The sequence below is a fragment of the Candidatus Zixiibacteriota bacterium genome, assembly GCA_020853795.1.
GTDB lineage: Bacteria > Zixibacteria > MSB-5A5 > CAIYYT01 > CAIYYT01 > JADJGC01.
In genome coordinates this window covers 1-16275 of record JADYYF010000160.1, presented here as the reverse complement: position 1 = coordinate 16275, position 16275 = coordinate 1, and the positions used below count along the sequence as shown (strand labels likewise).

At 57.4% G+C, this 16275-nt stretch carries 13 protein-coding genes; 4 read left to right on the top strand and 9 right to left on the bottom strand.

The window, feature by feature from the left end; genetic code table 11:
• Position 1 precedes the first annotated feature (1 nt).
• The 8 genes from IT585_12490 to IT585_12455 all read right to left on the bottom strand — a co-directional run bounded on the left by IT585_12490 (position 2) and on the right by IT585_12455 (position 8531).
• Positions 2-1150 (bottom strand): ABC transporter permease, encoded by a 1149-nt coding sequence (locus IT585_12490; GenBank protein ID MCC6964065.1) that lies wholly within the window; start codon positions 1148-1150, stop codon positions 2-4.
• Positions 1151-1160: 10 nt separating this feature from the next.
• The gene (locus tag IT585_12485; GenBank protein MCC6964064.1) at positions 1161-1835 is read right to left on the bottom strand and encodes an ABC transporter ATP-binding protein; all 675 of its coding nucleotides are present in this window, start codon (positions 1833-1835) and stop codon (positions 1161-1163) included.
• 22 nt (positions 1836-1857) lie between these two features.
• Positions 1858-3054 (bottom strand): efflux RND transporter periplasmic adaptor subunit, encoded by a 1197-nt coding sequence (locus tag IT585_12480; protein ID MCC6964063.1) that lies wholly within the window; start codon positions 3052-3054, stop codon positions 1858-1860.
• Between the two features lie 340 nt (positions 3055-3394).
• Positions 3395-3805 (bottom strand): BrxA/BrxB family bacilliredoxin, encoded by a 411-nt coding sequence (locus IT585_12475; GenBank protein ID MCC6964062.1) that lies wholly within the window; start codon positions 3803-3805, stop codon positions 3395-3397.
• Positions 3806-4020: 215 nt separating this feature from the next.
• On the bottom strand, positions 4021-4794 hold the full coding sequence (locus tag IT585_12470; protein MCC6964061.1) for a hypothetical protein: 774 nt from the start codon (positions 4792-4794) through the stop codon (positions 4021-4023).
• Positions 4795-5101: 307 nt separating this feature from the next.
• Positions 5102-5875 (bottom strand): succinate dehydrogenase/fumarate reductase iron-sulfur subunit, encoded by a 774-nt coding sequence (locus tag IT585_12465; GenBank protein ID MCC6964060.1) that lies wholly within the window; start codon positions 5873-5875, stop codon positions 5102-5104.
• The gene (locus IT585_12460) at positions 5875-7791 is read right to left on the bottom strand and encodes a fumarate reductase/succinate dehydrogenase flavoprotein subunit (protein MCC6964059.1); all 1917 of its coding nucleotides are present in this window, start codon (positions 7789-7791) and stop codon (positions 5875-5877) included. The genes IT585_12465 and IT585_12460 overlap by 1 nt, the downstream gene beginning before the upstream one ends.
• On the bottom strand, positions 7788-8531 hold the full coding sequence (locus tag IT585_12455) for a succinate dehydrogenase cytochrome b subunit (protein ID MCC6964058.1): 744 nt from the start codon (positions 8529-8531) through the stop codon (positions 7788-7790). The genes IT585_12460 and IT585_12455 overlap by 4 nt, the downstream gene beginning before the upstream one ends.
• Before the next feature lie 495 nt (positions 8532-9026).
• On the opposite strand from IT585_12455, the gene IT585_12450 reads away from it, so the two are divergent.
• The 4 genes from IT585_12450 to IT585_12435 all read left to right on the top strand — a co-directional run bounded on the left by IT585_12450 (position 9027) and on the right by IT585_12435 (position 15885).
• Positions 9027-11291, top strand: a complete 2265-nt coding sequence (locus IT585_12450) for a hypothetical protein (protein ID MCC6964057.1) — start codon at positions 9027-9029, stop codon at positions 11289-11291.
• Positions 11292-11439: 148 nt separating this feature from the next.
• Positions 11440-12399: a hypothetical protein gene (locus IT585_12445; GenBank protein MCC6964056.1), complete on the top strand. Its 960-nt coding sequence runs from the start codon at positions 11440-11442 to the stop codon at positions 12397-12399.
• Between the two features lie 52 nt (positions 12400-12451).
• Positions 12452-13777, top strand: a complete 1326-nt coding sequence (locus IT585_12440; protein MCC6964055.1) for an MATE family efflux transporter — start codon at positions 12452-12454, stop codon at positions 13775-13777.
• Between the two features lie 110 nt (positions 13778-13887).
• Positions 13888-15885, top strand: coding sequence for a redoxin domain-containing protein (locus IT585_12435; GenBank protein ID MCC6964054.1), 1998 nt, complete (start codon positions 13888-13890; stop codon positions 15883-15885).
• Between the two features lie 162 nt (positions 15886-16047).
• On the opposite strand, the gene IT585_12430 is transcribed toward IT585_12435, so the two are convergent.
• The gene (locus IT585_12430; GenBank protein MCC6964053.1) at positions 16048-16254 is read right to left on the bottom strand and encodes a hypothetical protein; all 207 of its coding nucleotides are present in this window, start codon (positions 16252-16254) and stop codon (positions 16048-16050) included.
• Positions 16255-16275 lie beyond the last annotated feature (21 nt).

Here is a 16275-nt window from a genome sequence, read left to right as displayed (position 1 = left end):
ATCAATCCACGACGCGCAGGCCGTCGATAATCCGCATGCGCAGCGCCTTTTGTACCGGGAAGATTGCCGCCACCAATCCGATCGCCACCGCAATCACCACGACCAAAATCCAGGTCAACGGCTGGACGGTGAAGATCGGGAACCAGGCGCTCAGGCCGGCTTTCATGACATTGACCATCATCGCCAGCAGGATTAATCCGAGTCCGGCGCCCAGGGCCGAGATCACCAGCGATTCGCCCGTGATCAGGCCAAAAAGATGGTAGTTCTGGAAGCCCATGGACTTCATAAACGCGTGCTCGGTGATCCGCTCGCGCGCCGTCATCACCATCGTGTTGATCAGAACCATCATGATCACGCCGATGATCAGCCACGACATCACTGTCATCAGCACGAGAATGGCGCTCGACATTTGCACGAACGACATCGCAAAGGCCTTCTCGGTCTCGGTCAGCGTTTCAAACGAGGAATTCTTGAAATGCGCATCAACCGCCGCCGAAATCTCCGCGGCGCGATTGGGGTCAGCCAACTGCAGTGCGTACCAGCCGATCTCGCCGGAGCGCCCGGGGAACTCCTGCTTGACCCGTTCGTCGAGATAGTCCCAGCGCATAAACCACGCCGACTCGTCAATTGTCTCGTCGCGCCCCTTATAAATCCCGACGACATCAAAGTCCCAGTCACCGGGATAGATCGTGCCGATCAGAGTTACGCGGTCGCCGACTTTCCAGCCAAACCGATCCGCCAGTTTTTGACCGACGATGACCGCGCGGATATTTGCGTCAAACGCCTGCTTGGCCTCGGCGGAAATCTGAAATTCCGGGAAAATGCGGAAGTAGCTGTCCTTGTCTACTGCAAACTGCGCGAAGAAGTTGTCCGGGTCGACATAGATGCCGCCAAACCAGTTGGCGTAGGTCACATCTTTAACGCCGTCAACCTTGAGCAGCTGATCGCGATACGAGAGCGGCAGGGTCATCACGATCGACACGGCATGCCGGGTAATGAGCCGATCCGGCGCTGCGGCTTCGACACCTGCGTGCCAGGCATCGATCACCGTGCGAATCAGCCCGAACGCCATCACCGCAACGGCCAGACCCAAAATGGTCAGAATCGTACGCAGCTTGTGGCGGAGCGCGTTACGAAGAATCAATTTCATCAGCATATCGTTACGCCAGCTCGCCTTTGTCGAGGTTTCGGATCAACGAGGCCTTGTCCGCCGCGCGGGGATCGTGCGTCACCATGATGATGGTCTTGTTGAACTCCTTGTTCAGCCGCGTCAGCAGGGTCATGATCTCTTCCGCCGAGGCCTTGTCCAAATCACCGGTCGGTTCGTCGGCCAGCAGCAACGTCGGATCGGCGACAATGGCGCGCGCAATGGCTACGCGTTGTTCCTGACCGCCCGACAACTGTCGCGGGTAGTGATCCATGCGGTCGCCGAGACCGACAATCGAGAGCGCCGTTTCGACGCGCTTGCGGCGGTCGGCTTTGGAAAGTTTGTACAGCAGCAGGGGCAGCTCAACATTTTCGTACGCCGTCAACACCGGCAGCAGGTTGTAGAACTGAAACACCAAGCCAATATGCTGCGAGCGCCACTTGGCCAACTGTCCCTGGCTCAGTCGGGCGATGTTTTCCCCCGCGACCATCAGATCGCCGGCGGTCGGTTGGTCAATACCGGAAATCAAATTGAGCAGGGTTGTCTTGCCGGATCCCGAGGGACCCATCAAAGCCAGAAACTGCCCGGCCGGGATGTCAAAACTGATGTTGCGCAATACCGGAATCTCCAGCGAATCGCGGTAATACGACTTGGAGACATTGCGCACCTGGACTAAAGTCTCGGTCATGCTCTTCCTTTGTTCTATTGTCCTATTGCGATAATTCGATTTTGTCGCCCGACTTCAGCGCCCCCGGCGGCGATACAACCACTTGATCTCCCGGCACCAGGCCGGATAGGATCTCGGTAAACGTTCCCAGTTCGCGCCCGATTGTCACGGCAACTTCCTGAACGTTTTGCCCGATGATCTTGAATACGACCGAGCGCCCGTTGCGATTGCTGATCGTCGATTTCGGCACCGCCAGCACCGGCGTCTGCGGCTTCTCCGCGCCTCCAGTTTTCTCCGGCAGGAAATTCACCCGCGCCGACATTTCCGGCAGAACTTTCTCATCGATCTGGGTAAATGCGATTTTCGTCATGACCGTCGCGCGCGAACGATCTGCCGTTGGCACGATCTTCTTCACACGCCCCGGGTACCGAACTCCGGGATAGGCGTCCAGAATGATCTCGCACGGCTGACCGGCGTTGACTTTGTAGATATTCGATTCCGAAACATCGGCTTCTACCTCAAGCGAACTCATATCCGCCAGCGTGACGACGGCGCCGCGCGATGACCCCGCCGAAGAGAACGGCGCTACCATCTCGCCGACATCGGCGTCCTTGGAGAGCACTGTGCCGTCAAACGGCGCGCGAATGATGGTGTTCTCGACCGCCACTTCGGCGTATTGCACGCCCGCCGACGCCACCGCCACCGCTGCCTTAGCACGATCATAGTTGGCCTTCATCTCGTCGACGATATCCTGAGTCGTCGAGCCGGTCTTGATCAATCCGTTGGCACGATTGAGCTTGATGTACGCGTCGGTGGAATCGGCTCGCGCCATCGCCAAATTCGCCTTCATCCGCTCCAGATCCGCTTTGACATCGGAATTCTCGATAATCGCCAGAACCTCGCCGGCTTTGACTACATCCCCCTCTTCGACGTTCAGAACCTCCAGCCGCCCCGTCGCTTTCGATGACACGGCCGCCTTGACCTGTGCCACGACATAACCGGTCGCCACCAGCTCCGCTTGCGCTTCCGAGCCGGTCAACATTTGCGCCGTCGCGCTGCGCACTTTGGTGGCCGGTGTGATCTCGTGCAGCCCGATTCGGTATACCAGGTAACCCGCGATCGGGATCAGCAACCACAACAGGTGCAACCACTTACGCCAACGCCCCGGCGCACCGGTCTTGTGTCGTTTATCCAATTTCAGCGCCGAAAGGTCGGCATCACTAGCTTTAAACTCACTCATGATAATGTAGACCTACAATGTAAGCCCCGCTCCGATAATGTCAATCACTTCTGGAAATCCACCCGACGGTAGTGAATTATGTAATATAAACTCTCTCGGTCTGAAAAGGTTGCGGCAAAGTTAACTTCTCGTGAAATTTTTCTCAAGACGATGGCGGTGACTTGCGGCCGGACAACTCGGTTCGGTGCAATCGGCCATGAAACGCGCCCACAAGCACGCTTTGCCGGCTCACGGCCCTGCCTGTGATGTCTAAGCAACAACACCCCCGCTCAATCGCCGATTCCCGGGTCGGGATACGAGATTTGAGTGAGGGTGCCGATTACGAAAATCTAAGATCGATCTACAGGTACGCTTCGAACGCGTGCGTCAGGTTCTCGGCGATCGTTTGCGGATGATGCCCCTCGATATCGTGCCGCTCCATCATATAGACCAGCTTGCCGTCCTTGAACAGCGCCACTGACGGCGAGGAGGGCGGATAGCCGACCGTATGTTTGCGCGCGCTTTGAGTGGCCTCGACATCCTGGCCGGCAAACACCGTGGCAAACCGCTGCGGCAACTTCTTGTGCTTAAGTGCCAGCTTGATTCCCGGGCGCGCATTGCCCGCCGCGCAGCCGCAGACCGAGTTGAACACGAGCAGCACTGAGCCTTTCTCGTTCAAACCTTTTTCGACATCCGCCGCCGTCTTCCATTCCTGAAACCCGACGCCCGAGAGTTCCTTACGCATCGGAGTAATGAGTTCTTCTGGATACATTCTGTATTTCCTCGAATTATTCGTTCACCGATTTCGCTAAGATCGACTGATCTACTCGCCGATCCGCTTATAAATTACGCCGCAACCCGCAGTTTCGCTTGCGGCGACTGGTGTTGGTATAACCGGGGATTTCGTGAGGAGTTCCGGGGCAGGATAGGCAAGGCGTGGACTGTCGGATAAGGTCCGCGCGGAATCTGGAATCAGATTCAAGGTACTCAGAAAATGCCGATTCCGACGGTCAGGTGCGCTCCAACCGACACCGGTGTCTGGCTGCGTTGTGGCGGGTGTGTGGGTTCGGCCGGGACGTCAACGTAATCTTCCTGCTCATCGAGCGAGCCAAACATGAGTGCTCTGACTTCCAGTGCGACGAAGCTGCGCGCGCCAATATCGCGGGTAACACCGATCGCCGCGGCAAGGATGCCGATCCACTCGTCGTATCCCTGATAGATGAACCGCAGCCAGTCCCAGTCTACGACCAGATCCTTGACGTAGTAGCGGCCGATTCCGCCGCCAAGCCGAATGTGCGGCGTCACCAGCTTGTCGATCCACGGCGCGACAATCGCTTCTTCCAAAAGAACCGCGTCGATCCTCCGCTGCCCGCCGCTTGATTGAAATGCATCGGGCGGCAGCCCCAAATAGTCTCGATAGCGATCAACAATCGCTTCGGGATCGGGCGTATGCCGCTCATGGTGGAATGTCAAAATTGTGGTGAAACTGGCATAGTCCGTGCGATTGAGCCGCGAACGCCAGAAGACGCCGATGGATGCGCTTTGGACCTGCGAGACTTCTGTTCGGAAATCTCGTCCACCAAGGGGCGCTCCCAACTCACCCGAAACCACGACACCGAAGCTTCGCGGCCTGATCGTCGTGGTGTCCTTTTTGGCCTTCAATTCTGCCAGATAATCCGGCGGCTCGATCTCATCCGCAAGAGCTGTAGCCGCCAGCACCAGCAACGCGGCCACACCAACGACCGTTTGTCGCCACCCCATTCTAACCTCCGTGATTCTGTAACCTCGGCGGAATCTTAGACTATTGCATCGCTGTTGTCAAGGGCGGCCATTCGGACAGACAAATTCGTAGGTCGGGTTCCGAGCGCTACTGTATATCAATCGTGCCGCCCGCTGCTTTAAGCGAGAAACCCGACATTCTCTTTTGATTTGCCCGCCAATGTCGGGTTTCTCATTCCGCGGATCGCTCTTCGTTTCTCCCCGAGAGTACTCCGCGCGGAATTCGGAACCCGACCTACTAATTCGCCTGGATTCCCGCGTTCGCGGGAATGACGGGGAATCGTTCTCCCTACCCCGTCCCGCCGGCGCTCTTCGTCCGCGGCGGTTTGCGCAGCGCACGCATATACTCGCGGTTCATCATCGCAATGAACTTGACGCTGATTTCCTTCGGGCAGACAGCTTCGCACTCGTAGTAGTTCGTGCAATTGCCGAAGCCGGCTTCATCCATCGCATTCACCATCGCCAGCACGCGCCGTTCGCGTTCGGCTTGTCCCTGCGGCAGCGAGGCAAACTGCCCCACCTTGGCCGAGACGAACAACATCGCTGAGGCGTTCTTGCAGGCCGCCACGCAGGCGCCGCAGCCGATACACGCCGCCGCGTCCATCGCCTGCTCGGCGGCGTCTTTCGCAACTGGCAGCGCGTTGGCGTCCGGCGTGCCGCCAGTGTTCACCGAGATGAACCCGCCCGCCTGCATGATCTTGTCGAACGCCGAACGGTCGACGATCAGATCCTTCACCACCGGGAACGCCTTGGCGCGCCACGGCTCGATGTAGATTGTTTCGCCGTCCTGGAAATGCCGCATGTGCAACTGGCACGAGGTGGTGCCCTTTTCCTTGCCGTGCGGGATGCCGTTGATCGTCAGCGAGCAGGTGCCGCAAATGCCCTCGCGGCAGTCGTGGTCGAAGGCGATCGGCTCGAGCCCCTGCTTGATCAGGTCTTCGTTGACCAGATCCAGCATCTCGAGGAACGAGGTATCGGGACTGATATCTTTGGCCTGATAGGTTTCGATCCGGCCCTGCGCATGGCGGTCTTTCTGCCGCCAGACTTTCAATGTCAGATTCATTACTTGTAACTCCTCTGTCCGGGCTGGACGAATTCGAAGGTGAGCGGTTCCTTGTGGAGATTGGGTTCCTTGCCCACTCCGGCATATTCCCAGCAGGAAACGTACATGTAATTGTCGTCGTCGCGCGCGGCTTCACCGTCCGAGGTCTGATACTCGGTGCGGAAATGCCCGCCGCACGACTCGTTGCGCATCAGGGCGTCCTTGCACATCAGCTCGGCGAATTCGAAGAAATCCGCCACACGGCCGGCGCGTTCGAGCGATTGATTCAGCTCTTCGCCGCCACCGAGCACACAGGCGTTCTTCCAGAATTCCTCGCGCATGCCCGGGATCAACTCCAGTGCCTTCTTCAACCCCGTCTCGTTGCGCGCCATGCCGCAGTATTCCCACATCACCTTACCCAGTTCGCGGTGCAGCTCCATCAGGGTCTTTTTGCCCTTGATCGCCAGCAGCTTCTTCGTCTTCTGGTCAACTTCCGCTTCCGCCTGTTTGAATTCCGGCCGATCGGTCGGAATCTTCTTGGCGCCGGTACGCGCGAAGTAATCGCCGATCGTATACGGCAGAATGAAATAGCCATCCGCCAGACCCTGCATCAGCGCGGAAGCCCCCAGCCGGTTGGCGCCGTGATCGGAGAAATTCGCCTCGCCGATCACGAACAGTCCGGGGACGTTGCTCATCAGATTGTAGTCCACCCACAGCCCGCCCATCGTGTAGTGCGGCGCGGGGAAGATACGCATCGGCGCCTTGTAGGGATTTTCGCCGGTGATTCGCTCGTACATCTGGAACAGATTGCCGTAGCGATCCGCAATCGTCGCCTCGCCAAGCCGGCCGATCGACTCCGAGAAATCGAGATACACGCCCAGCCCAGACTCGCCGACACCACGCCCCTCGTCGCAGACTTCCTTGGCCGCCCGCGACGCGATATCGCGCGGCGCCAGATTGCCGTAGCTCGGGTACTTGCGTTCAAGATAGTAATCACGCTCCGCTTCCGGAATATCGCCCGGCGCGCGTTTGTCCCCCTTCGCCATCGGGACCCAGATCCGTCCGTCGTTGCGCAGCGATTCGGACATCAGCGTGAGCTTCGACTGGTGCTCCCCAGCCACCGGAATACAGGTCGGATGAATTTGCGTGAAACACGGATTGGCAAAGAGCGCACCGCGTTTGTAAGCGCGATAGATCGCCATCACGTTGCAGCCGGTGGCGTTGGTCGACAGGAAGAACACATTGCTGTAGCCGCCGGTCGCCAGCACCACGGCATCCGCCGAGTGCGAGCTGACCTTGCCGGTCTCCATGTCGCGCACAACGATTCCTTTGGCGTGGCCGTCGACCAGCACCAGGTCAAGCATCTCGGTGCGCGGGTACATTTTGACGTTCCCCAACCCGATCTGTCGCGACAATGCCGAGTAGCATCCTAGCAGCAACTGCTGTCCGGTCTGCCCGCGGGCGTAAAACGTCCGCGACACTTGCGCGCCGCCGAACGAACGGTTCGCCAGCAGGCCGCCGTATTCGCGCGCAAAGGGTACGCCTTGCGCCACGCACTGATCGATGATATTGGCCGAGACTTCCGCCAACCGGTAGACATTCGCCTCGCGGGCGCGGAAATCGCCGCCCTTGACGGTGTCATAGAACAGCCGGAAGACCGAGTCGCCGTCGTTCTGGTAATTCTTGGCGGCGTTGATTCCGCCCTGCGCCGCGATCGAGTGTGCGCGCCGCGGGCTGTCCTGATAGCAGAACGCCGTCACCTTGTAGCCCAGCTCGGCCAGCGAGGCTGCCGCGGAACCGCCGGCCAGGCCGGTGCCGACGACGATCACCGAATATTTCCGCTTGTTCGCCGGATTGACCAGCTTCAGGTCGAATTTATGCTTGTCCCACTTCTTCTCCAGCGGACCGGACGGGGTCTTGGCATCGAGGGTTGTCATAAGGTCACTCCCGCCGGCAGCTTGATGATACCGGCTAAAACTGCGAGGGGCATCGAGACGTAGCCCAGGAAGAGAATCGTCGCGAGTATAATCGCCAGCGCGTTCAACTTTGGCTCATAGCGCTCGTTGTTCATCCCCAGCGTTTGAAACATGCTCTTGATGCCGTGGCTGAGATGATAGGCCAGCAGAAACATCATTATAATGTAGAAGATCGAGATCAGCGGCTGTTGGAATCCGAGGATTACCATCGAATAGACGTCGTGCACCGGCTCGTGATGTCCCGGCAGGGTCGCCATCAGGTTGTGGTATTCGGGATGTGTAGTCAAAAACGTGAAATGCAGCAGGTGGTAGGTAATGAAGCTGGCGATCAGCAGCCCCGACCAGATCATTGTCCGCGATGCCAACCCCGCCTGCACGGTATTGTTGTAGGCATATTTGGTTGGCCGGGCCGCCCAGTTCTCCAGCTTGAGCTTGGCTGCAAACCAGATGTGAAGCACCAGCATCACAATCAGGACAATCCGCACCACCCAGAGCAACTCGCCCAGGCTCTGCAGGAAAAGCGCGTATCGGTTAAGTTGATCCTGCCCGATGAACAACTGCAGGTTGCCGACCATGTGCCCGATCACAAAGAGCAGCATCACGCCGCCGGAGACGGCGACGAACAGCTTCTTGCCGATCGAGCTGGAGGTCAGACCTGCAGCGATTCCAGGGGCTTTCGCTGCTAAATCTGTAGACTGCATCAAGTAAACCTCTCTTTCCAACTGAGCGGAAGATAGAAGAAATCCCGTTTTTAAGTCAACCCCGAAAACCGACCCGTCGCACTCCGATTATTACGACCGAAGAAGTCGATGAAAGGGGGCCGTCAACACAATTCCGCGGACATGCCAAGTCAGTGGAAAGCTGCTAGACAAGGATACATCGGTCCAATAGTGTTATCCTAAAGAACAGCTACAAGACCAACAGGGCTGCTATCGACTCAAGAGGCCGAAGTTAGTTAGAAAGGCGAGCGGGTTGCGCATGCTGCTCAATTTCGTGGCGATCCAGGAATGATCGGGGCGCCGGATTGTAGAAATTGCGAGACGACCTCAGGCGTCTGCAGCTCTCAGCCTTTTTAACGAACTGGCACTCAGAAGCGGCATGTCGCGGCCAAAGTAAACAGGAGGTGCTAAATGATATCCGTGAGTTCAACATCAAGAACGTGTGCGATCTTGTCGCTACTGCGACAATCAGTCTTCTTGGTAATTCTATTCTTCGCGGCGACGAAAGCAAATCAGAGCAGTGGCCTGAACTATACCCCGCCCGAACCACCTGTCAACTGGGAACTGGTGTTTCCCGATCAGCGATTGTCCGTAGGAGCCTCCTTTCCGATCCGCGTTGTCGCTGCATTTGATTCCATCCCGTACACTCATCTTGATTCACTGTGGAGTGTACTCATTGAAATCACAGGACCAGATCAATCAGATACCGCATTCTGCTCAGAACTTAAGCCGGTCCAGCCGCTAATTGTCGAACAGTTTGAGGTTCTCTTCACTCCGCAAGTCCCAGGGAACTACAGCTTCAGCGCCAAAATCAGATATGGAACTCCCGCTCTTGACGGTCGAGGAACGAGATTTCAATATCATACTCGAGTTAAACGAACCGTTCTACGAACGACCGAAGCGCCAGCGCCGCAGACAAAATCAGGACCAGTTGACCAAGGGGGCTCTGCCTGGGCGTGGGAAATAGTGGGAACTGGGCCCCTGTCGGAATCAAGCCGGGTTGAGCCCGCTATCGGGCAGATGCCGTCTCGGGGCAAACGAAACGCTCCAGACGGAGTGAAGCGCGACATGGGATCTATTAACGACGTCGGGAACCATCGGGACGACCAGATGATAGAGAGTCACTACCTCAGGCACCTCCAACTTGATGAGACAGCCAGGGTCAGCTTGCGACTTGATTCTCTATGTGTTGATTCTGCGCGTTTTCAAGGATTTGGGAGATTAAAGGTCACTCTACTGGATCGCCAACGTCTCATCGTCGAAGCACTCGACAGTATTGTCTTTGGACGAATCCTGCTCTTCTGCAATGATGAAGTCCTTCACTTAACTGTCTCGACTTCCCTTCAGACCTATATCATAAATGGCACCGTCAAGTTCCGAGATCGCAGTGGCACATTCTTGCCTTCGACCGGGACACTCGCTTTGCTGTACGTGGTCGATGGCGGTACATGGGGTCTGCAGAGCTATGACTACACCGACACTGATGGTGAATTCTCATTTTGGTGTTCTCAGGACTCTTTCGAGGTGTTCTGGCTGGCCGACGACTACTATTCTTCCGTTTACTACACACCCGATCACCATATCGACATTGGCGATCCCCTCTATAGGTACAGTCGTGGAGTTCATGTTAGAAATCTCGGGCACGAGCCAATATACTTTGACAGTATTTGGACTCAGATCTCAGCACCATCTGTGGCGGGTGCTTGGGGAATTGTGCATTCGCTCGCTCGTGGAAGAGCAGAGTTGATGAACTCAGTTAATCCATATCCAAGTCCGGATTGGACGCCCGTCCTCGGGGATAGCGCCTCCGGCCAATTCACGGGCTCGTTTTTTGGCGCGTATTCTGTCGATGGCCAGCCGGCCATATGGATTTCTGGTCAGGAATCTGGATACGACAATCCCGATGAATGGGATGATCCCGTTATCTTGCACGAGTTCTCCCACAAGTTGATGTGGGAATATGCGGCCATCGATTCTCTCGCAGGTGGTCGTCATGTTTACTTCGAACCCGCCTGGCCTAACAACTTGCTACGATCCAAGCTGTTGTCTTGGTCTGAAGGTTGGGCCAATTTCTTCCAAGGAGTGATGCGTCAGACATCAGATTATATTGATACCCGGACATTGCAGGATACGTTGTTGTTCATTGAACTAGAGAGACCGAACCCAGATGTCCCCTATTTCTTAGGGTACGATCAACAGGACTCCAGTTGCCAAAACCCTTACTTTGACGGTGCTGACGTAAAAGGTGCCGTCACTGAAGCTCTGTGGGATATCTATGATCCTGCGAACGATGCCAACTTCTATGTTGGCGGCCAACTCTGGGGCCACAACAATGACTATAATTCTTCTGACTACTGGTGCGGTATCGACTATATCTGGGATGTCTTCTGGGACTTCGACCCGCGCCCGAATAATCCGACTATCAACTACTGCCGAACAATCTACGATTTCATTCACGGCTGGCGAACAAAGGGTTATCCGGTCGCGGGCCACTTCGCTGACATCATGCAAGCCCACAACATCGCTGTGTTCCTGCCCGGTGATGCCGATGGGAGTACAGCAATCTCAATGTCAGATTCAGTATATCTCATTAATTGGATCTTCGCGGGCGGGCCAGCTCCTGCGCCCGTGTTGGCTGCGGGCGACGCCGATGGAAGTTGCCAGACCGACATCAATGATGCCGTATACCTGATCAACTTTATCTTCGCCGGCGGTGCAGCACCCATCCCTGGTTGCTCTTGATCTGCGCACCATATCCGCGACAGCCTTCTCGTTATCCGTGAAGTTCCGTCGCATCCCGTCCGGCTCCGGCACGGCCACCTCTTGCTAAAATCGCTCGCCCCGGCTATATTACCGTCGTCAACGCTACTTCAAAACCAGCGAGGTTAACATGAGAACCTTCCTTGCGACTCTGCTGACGTCTCTCCTCGTCATTGCGCCCGGCGCTTATTCCCAGTTCGACTACTGCGGCGATTTTGACGGCAACGGTATGACCACGGTGGCCGATATTGTTGCGGCAATGCAGTACCTTTATGAGGGTAACGTGCCGCCGGTCAATTTCGACCAGGCCGACTTCGACCTGCACCAGAAACTGACTTTTCGCGACGTTGCCCACATCTGGCAGTGTGCATTCATCTGTGATTTCTGGAACGTGCAATGTCCACCGACCGAGCCGCCGTTCGTTGCGCCTGTCGATTCGACGATCAAGATCATCCACCCCGACGCCGTGCCCGCCAATAACACCCAGTTCGGTATCGACCTGCGGATCAGCGGCCCCGGAGCAATCGGATTCAGCTATCCGCTGCAACTACGCATCGATGGCGCGGTACCGACGATTGACTCGGTCGTGTTCCCGGTCGGAGCGGCTTCCCCGCCGTACGCTGTGGCCGTTGACTTCGTCGATCCGGCCAACGGGATCATCACCTTGGTCGGTCTGCGGAATGCGCCCGGATTTTCGTACGAGCACTTCGCGCGAATCTTCGTGACGATTCCCAGTCTTCCAACGGAGCGGCCGATGACAATCGAATGGGTGAAGCTGACCCCGGCGCAGGCTCCGGTCGGACAGGAAGAGGCGGTTTTCGCCCTAGCCGCCAAGCCGTCATTTGCCGGTGAGGTTGAACCGGTCTTCGATCCCACCTGCTGCAATGTGCCGGGCGATTACAACGGCGACGGGCATGTCACGATCAGCGATATCGTGGCGATGGTCACCTACATCTTCAGCGGATTTCTCCCTCCGGATTGTCTGGCGGAGACCGACGCCAACGGCAGCGGCAACCTGAATATCGCCGACGCCGTCTACCTCGTGAATTTCATCTTTGCCGGCGGCACGCCTCCCGTCTGTTACCCGTAGTCACGGATTTCAGTTGTTTGTCCATCGTGCGGGGACTTATTCTCTCCGCACGATGAACAAGCAGATTCTTCGCCTCGCGCTCCCCAGCATCATCACCAACGTTTCCGTCCCGCTGCTCAGCTCTGTCGATACCGCGCTCGTCGGCCATCTCGAAAGCCCCGCCTACCTCGGCGGCGTCGCCATCGGCGCTATGATCTTCAACTTCATCTTCTGGGGTTTCGGCTTCCTGCGCATGGGCACCACCGGCCTGACCGCGCAGGCCTTCGGCGAGCAGCGCCGCGACGAGTGCAGCCTGATTCTGATCCGCTCGCTCCTCGTGGCACTGGCCGGCGGCCTCTTTCTGATTCTCCTCCAGTGGCCGATTCGGTTGATCGCGCTCGGGCAAGTCAATGCGAGCGCCGAGGTCGAGGCTCAGACGCTGGTCTACTACAATCTCCGCATCTGGTCGGCGCCCGCCGTGCTGATCCTCTATGCGGTCCAGGGCTGGTTTCTGGGAATGCAGAACGCCCGCTACCCGATGATCCTCGCCATCGTCGTCAATTGCCTGACCATCGGCCTCGACATCTTCTTCTTGCAGGCGCTCGGAATGAAGGTCGCCGGCGTCGCGCTCGGCACCTTGATTGCTCAATATTGCGGTGTGGCGCTCGCCCTGATCCTGCTCATCGTGAACTATCGCGGCTATCTGGTTCGATTCACCCGCGCGCGTATCCTCGAACTGGCGGCGATTCGCCGCTTCTTCGGTGTCAACCGTGACATATTCTTGCGCACGTTGCTGCTGATCGTCACCTACAGCTTCTTCACTGCCACGAGCGCTGAATACGGCGACACTGTCCTCGCCGCCAACTCAATTCTGCTTCAGCTCTGGATGATTCTCGCTTACGGCGTCGATGGTTTCGCCTACGCCGCCGAAAGTCTGACGGGCCGTTTTATCGGCGCACGCGACAAGCCGAATCTCCATCTGGCGGTTCGGTACATCTTTGTCTGGGGGATGAGTCTCGGCGTGGCCATGTCGCTGCTCTACGGGCTGTTCGGAAATTCGATCCTGCATTTGTTCACGTCCGACGAAGCCGTTATCGCCACCGCGCTGGCATTCTACGCCTGGACAATCGCCGCGCCAATCGTCAATGCCGCCTGCTTCGTTTGGGACGGCGTCTTTATCGGCGCCACCGCCACCTTTCCGATGCTGATCTCGATGGCCATTGCCACTGTCGTCTTCTTCTTTCCAATTTACTTTCTGACGCAACCGGCGCTCGGCAACCACGCGCTCTGGCTGGCCATGCTCAGTTACATGGCGATTCGTGGCATTACGCTGACGGTCTATGCCCCCAAGGCGGTCTTTGCGCAGCTTCGCGTCGCCGGAACTTCCACCCAACCGTAGGTGTTCAATTCGTTAGCGCGTCGGCCATCATGTCGCTATCTTGCCGCGCGACCAGAGAGTCACGCATGCGATCTTGTTCGAAAATCCCCGCCGTATTCCTTGCAGTCACAATGACGCTTGTCTGTTTGCTGGCCTGTGGCGACGCTCAGCCGCAAGGCGAGACTCCGGCGCCGGCGCCGCCGGAGGAATTCCCGGTGCTGACCGAAGATGTGCTTGAAGGCCGCGTCCACGCCCCCGATTTCCCCGAGGGGCTGCAGTGGCTCAATACCGAAAATCCGCTCTCAATGGCGCACTTGAACGGCAAGGTCGTCCTGCTCGATTTCTGGACCTACTGCTGCATCAACTGCATGCACGTGATCCCCGATCTCAGGAAACTGGAGGAGAAATACGCCGACGAACTGATCGTCATCGGCGTCCATTCGGCGAAATTCACCAACGAAAAAGACTCCGAGGCGATCCGCCAGGCTGTGCTGCGCTATCAGATCACCCATCCGGTTGTCAATGACAACAATTTCCAGATCTGGCAGGCCTACGGCGCCAAGGCCTGGCCGACCTTCGCCATCATTAATCCCGCCGGCCGCGTTGTCGGAATGCACTCCGGCGAGAACGTCTTCCCGCTCTTTGACAACGTCATCGGCCAGATCGTCAAGCACTTCGATGCCAAAGGTGAACTGTCGCGCCGCAAGATATCGTTTGGCTCCGAGGCCATGAAGCAGGAGCAGACGCTGCTGAAATATCCCGGCAAGATCACCACCGACGCCACCGCCGCGCGTCTTTACATTTCCGACTCCAATCACAACCGGATTCTCGCCGCCACTGCTGACGGCAAGGTTGAGTTCATCATCGGCTCCGGGATGCCGGGGAATCAGGATGGCGCCTTCACGGAGGCACGTTTCAACCGGCCGCAGGGAGTTTGTCGCGATGGCGATATCCTGTACATTGCCGACACCGAGAACCACACAATCCGCGCGGCCAATCTGAAGTCGAAGAAGGTCACGACCGTGCTCGGCACCGGCACGCAGGCGCACCAAGACAATGTCGCCGGCGTCGGCACCAACGTCGCTCTGAATTCACCATGGGACTTGCTCGTCCACGACGGCAAGCTCTATATCGCCATGGCTGGATCGCATCAACTCTGGGTCGCTGATATCGATTCCTGGCAGGCCCGGCCGTACGTCGGCTCCGGACGCGAAGCGCGCGTCGATTCCACCTTGCTCGAGGCCGCTCTCGCCCAGCCGAGCGGCATCACCACGGACGGCGACAAGTTATACTTCGCCGATTCTGAGACCAGTTCGATTCGTTCCGCTGATTTCGCCTCCAGCGGAAGCGTCAGTACCATCATCGGCTCCGATCTCTTCGATTTCGGCGATATCGACGGTGATGCCTCCGCGGCTCGCCTCCAACATCCGCTTGGCCTGCTTTCTCATGACGGCAAACTTTATGTCGCCGACACCTACAATCACAAGATCAAGATCGTCGATCCGGTTCGGCGGACCGCGACAACTTTCGCCGGTACCGGCCGGCCGGGATTCAAGGATGGTGACCTTACAACCGCGGAATTCAACGAACCCTCGGGGTTGGCGTTAATCGGCAACAAGCTGTACGTTGCCGACTGCAACAATCACCAGATCCGCATCATCGATCTCGGCACCGGCACGGTCTCGACCCTGATGTTCCGCGACCTGGCGCCGGTAGCGGCTCGCACGATGGACAATTTCTCCGGCCGCGAGATCAAGCTTCAGCCCAATCGAATCAAGTCCGGCGCCGCTACGATCAGCGTGGCACTTGTTGTTCCCGACGGCTACAAACTCAATGAACTGGCACCATTCTATGTTGATTTCAACAGCTCCGATCAAAGCGCTGTCGAGATCGTCGCCAGGCCGGAACAGATCGTTTTGAATCGCACAACCGGTGAGTTCGAAATCCCGGTCATCGCGGGATCGGGTGCATCGGTCATCACACTGGAAACTGTCGTGTACCTCTGCAAGGCTGATTCCCCCGCTTGCTTGTTCGACATGGTGCGCGTGAAAATTCCGGTCACTGTCGACCCCAAAGGACCCGGCATGTTTGGTGTCGCCATCCCCGTCCGCACCCTGCCGCGTCTGTAGCGCCGACTTCAGTCGGCTGACTGCGTTGTTGCGGATCTTGGTTCCGTACACTGGTCTGAAGAGCCACAACTCAACGCGCAAAGCAACTAGACGTGCGTTTCCGCAATCATTTGACACGGTTAGCCCGGCTGCCCCGATCGTTGTTTCAATTGTCGGATTGTGCTACTTGAACAGCGCTTTGATCTTGCCCCAGGTCGACAGCTTGACATCCAGCGACGTCTCAACCCGCAAATCGATCTTGAGTTGATCCTGCGTCGGGCTGAAACTTGGCTTGGCCTTCTTGCCGTCGAGTTTGACCACGATCACATCGTCCGGTGACCGATATCCCTTGATCTCCGGCTTGTTTGGGTCATACTCGGGTATTCGCAATTCAAAGGCCCCGCCCTCTTT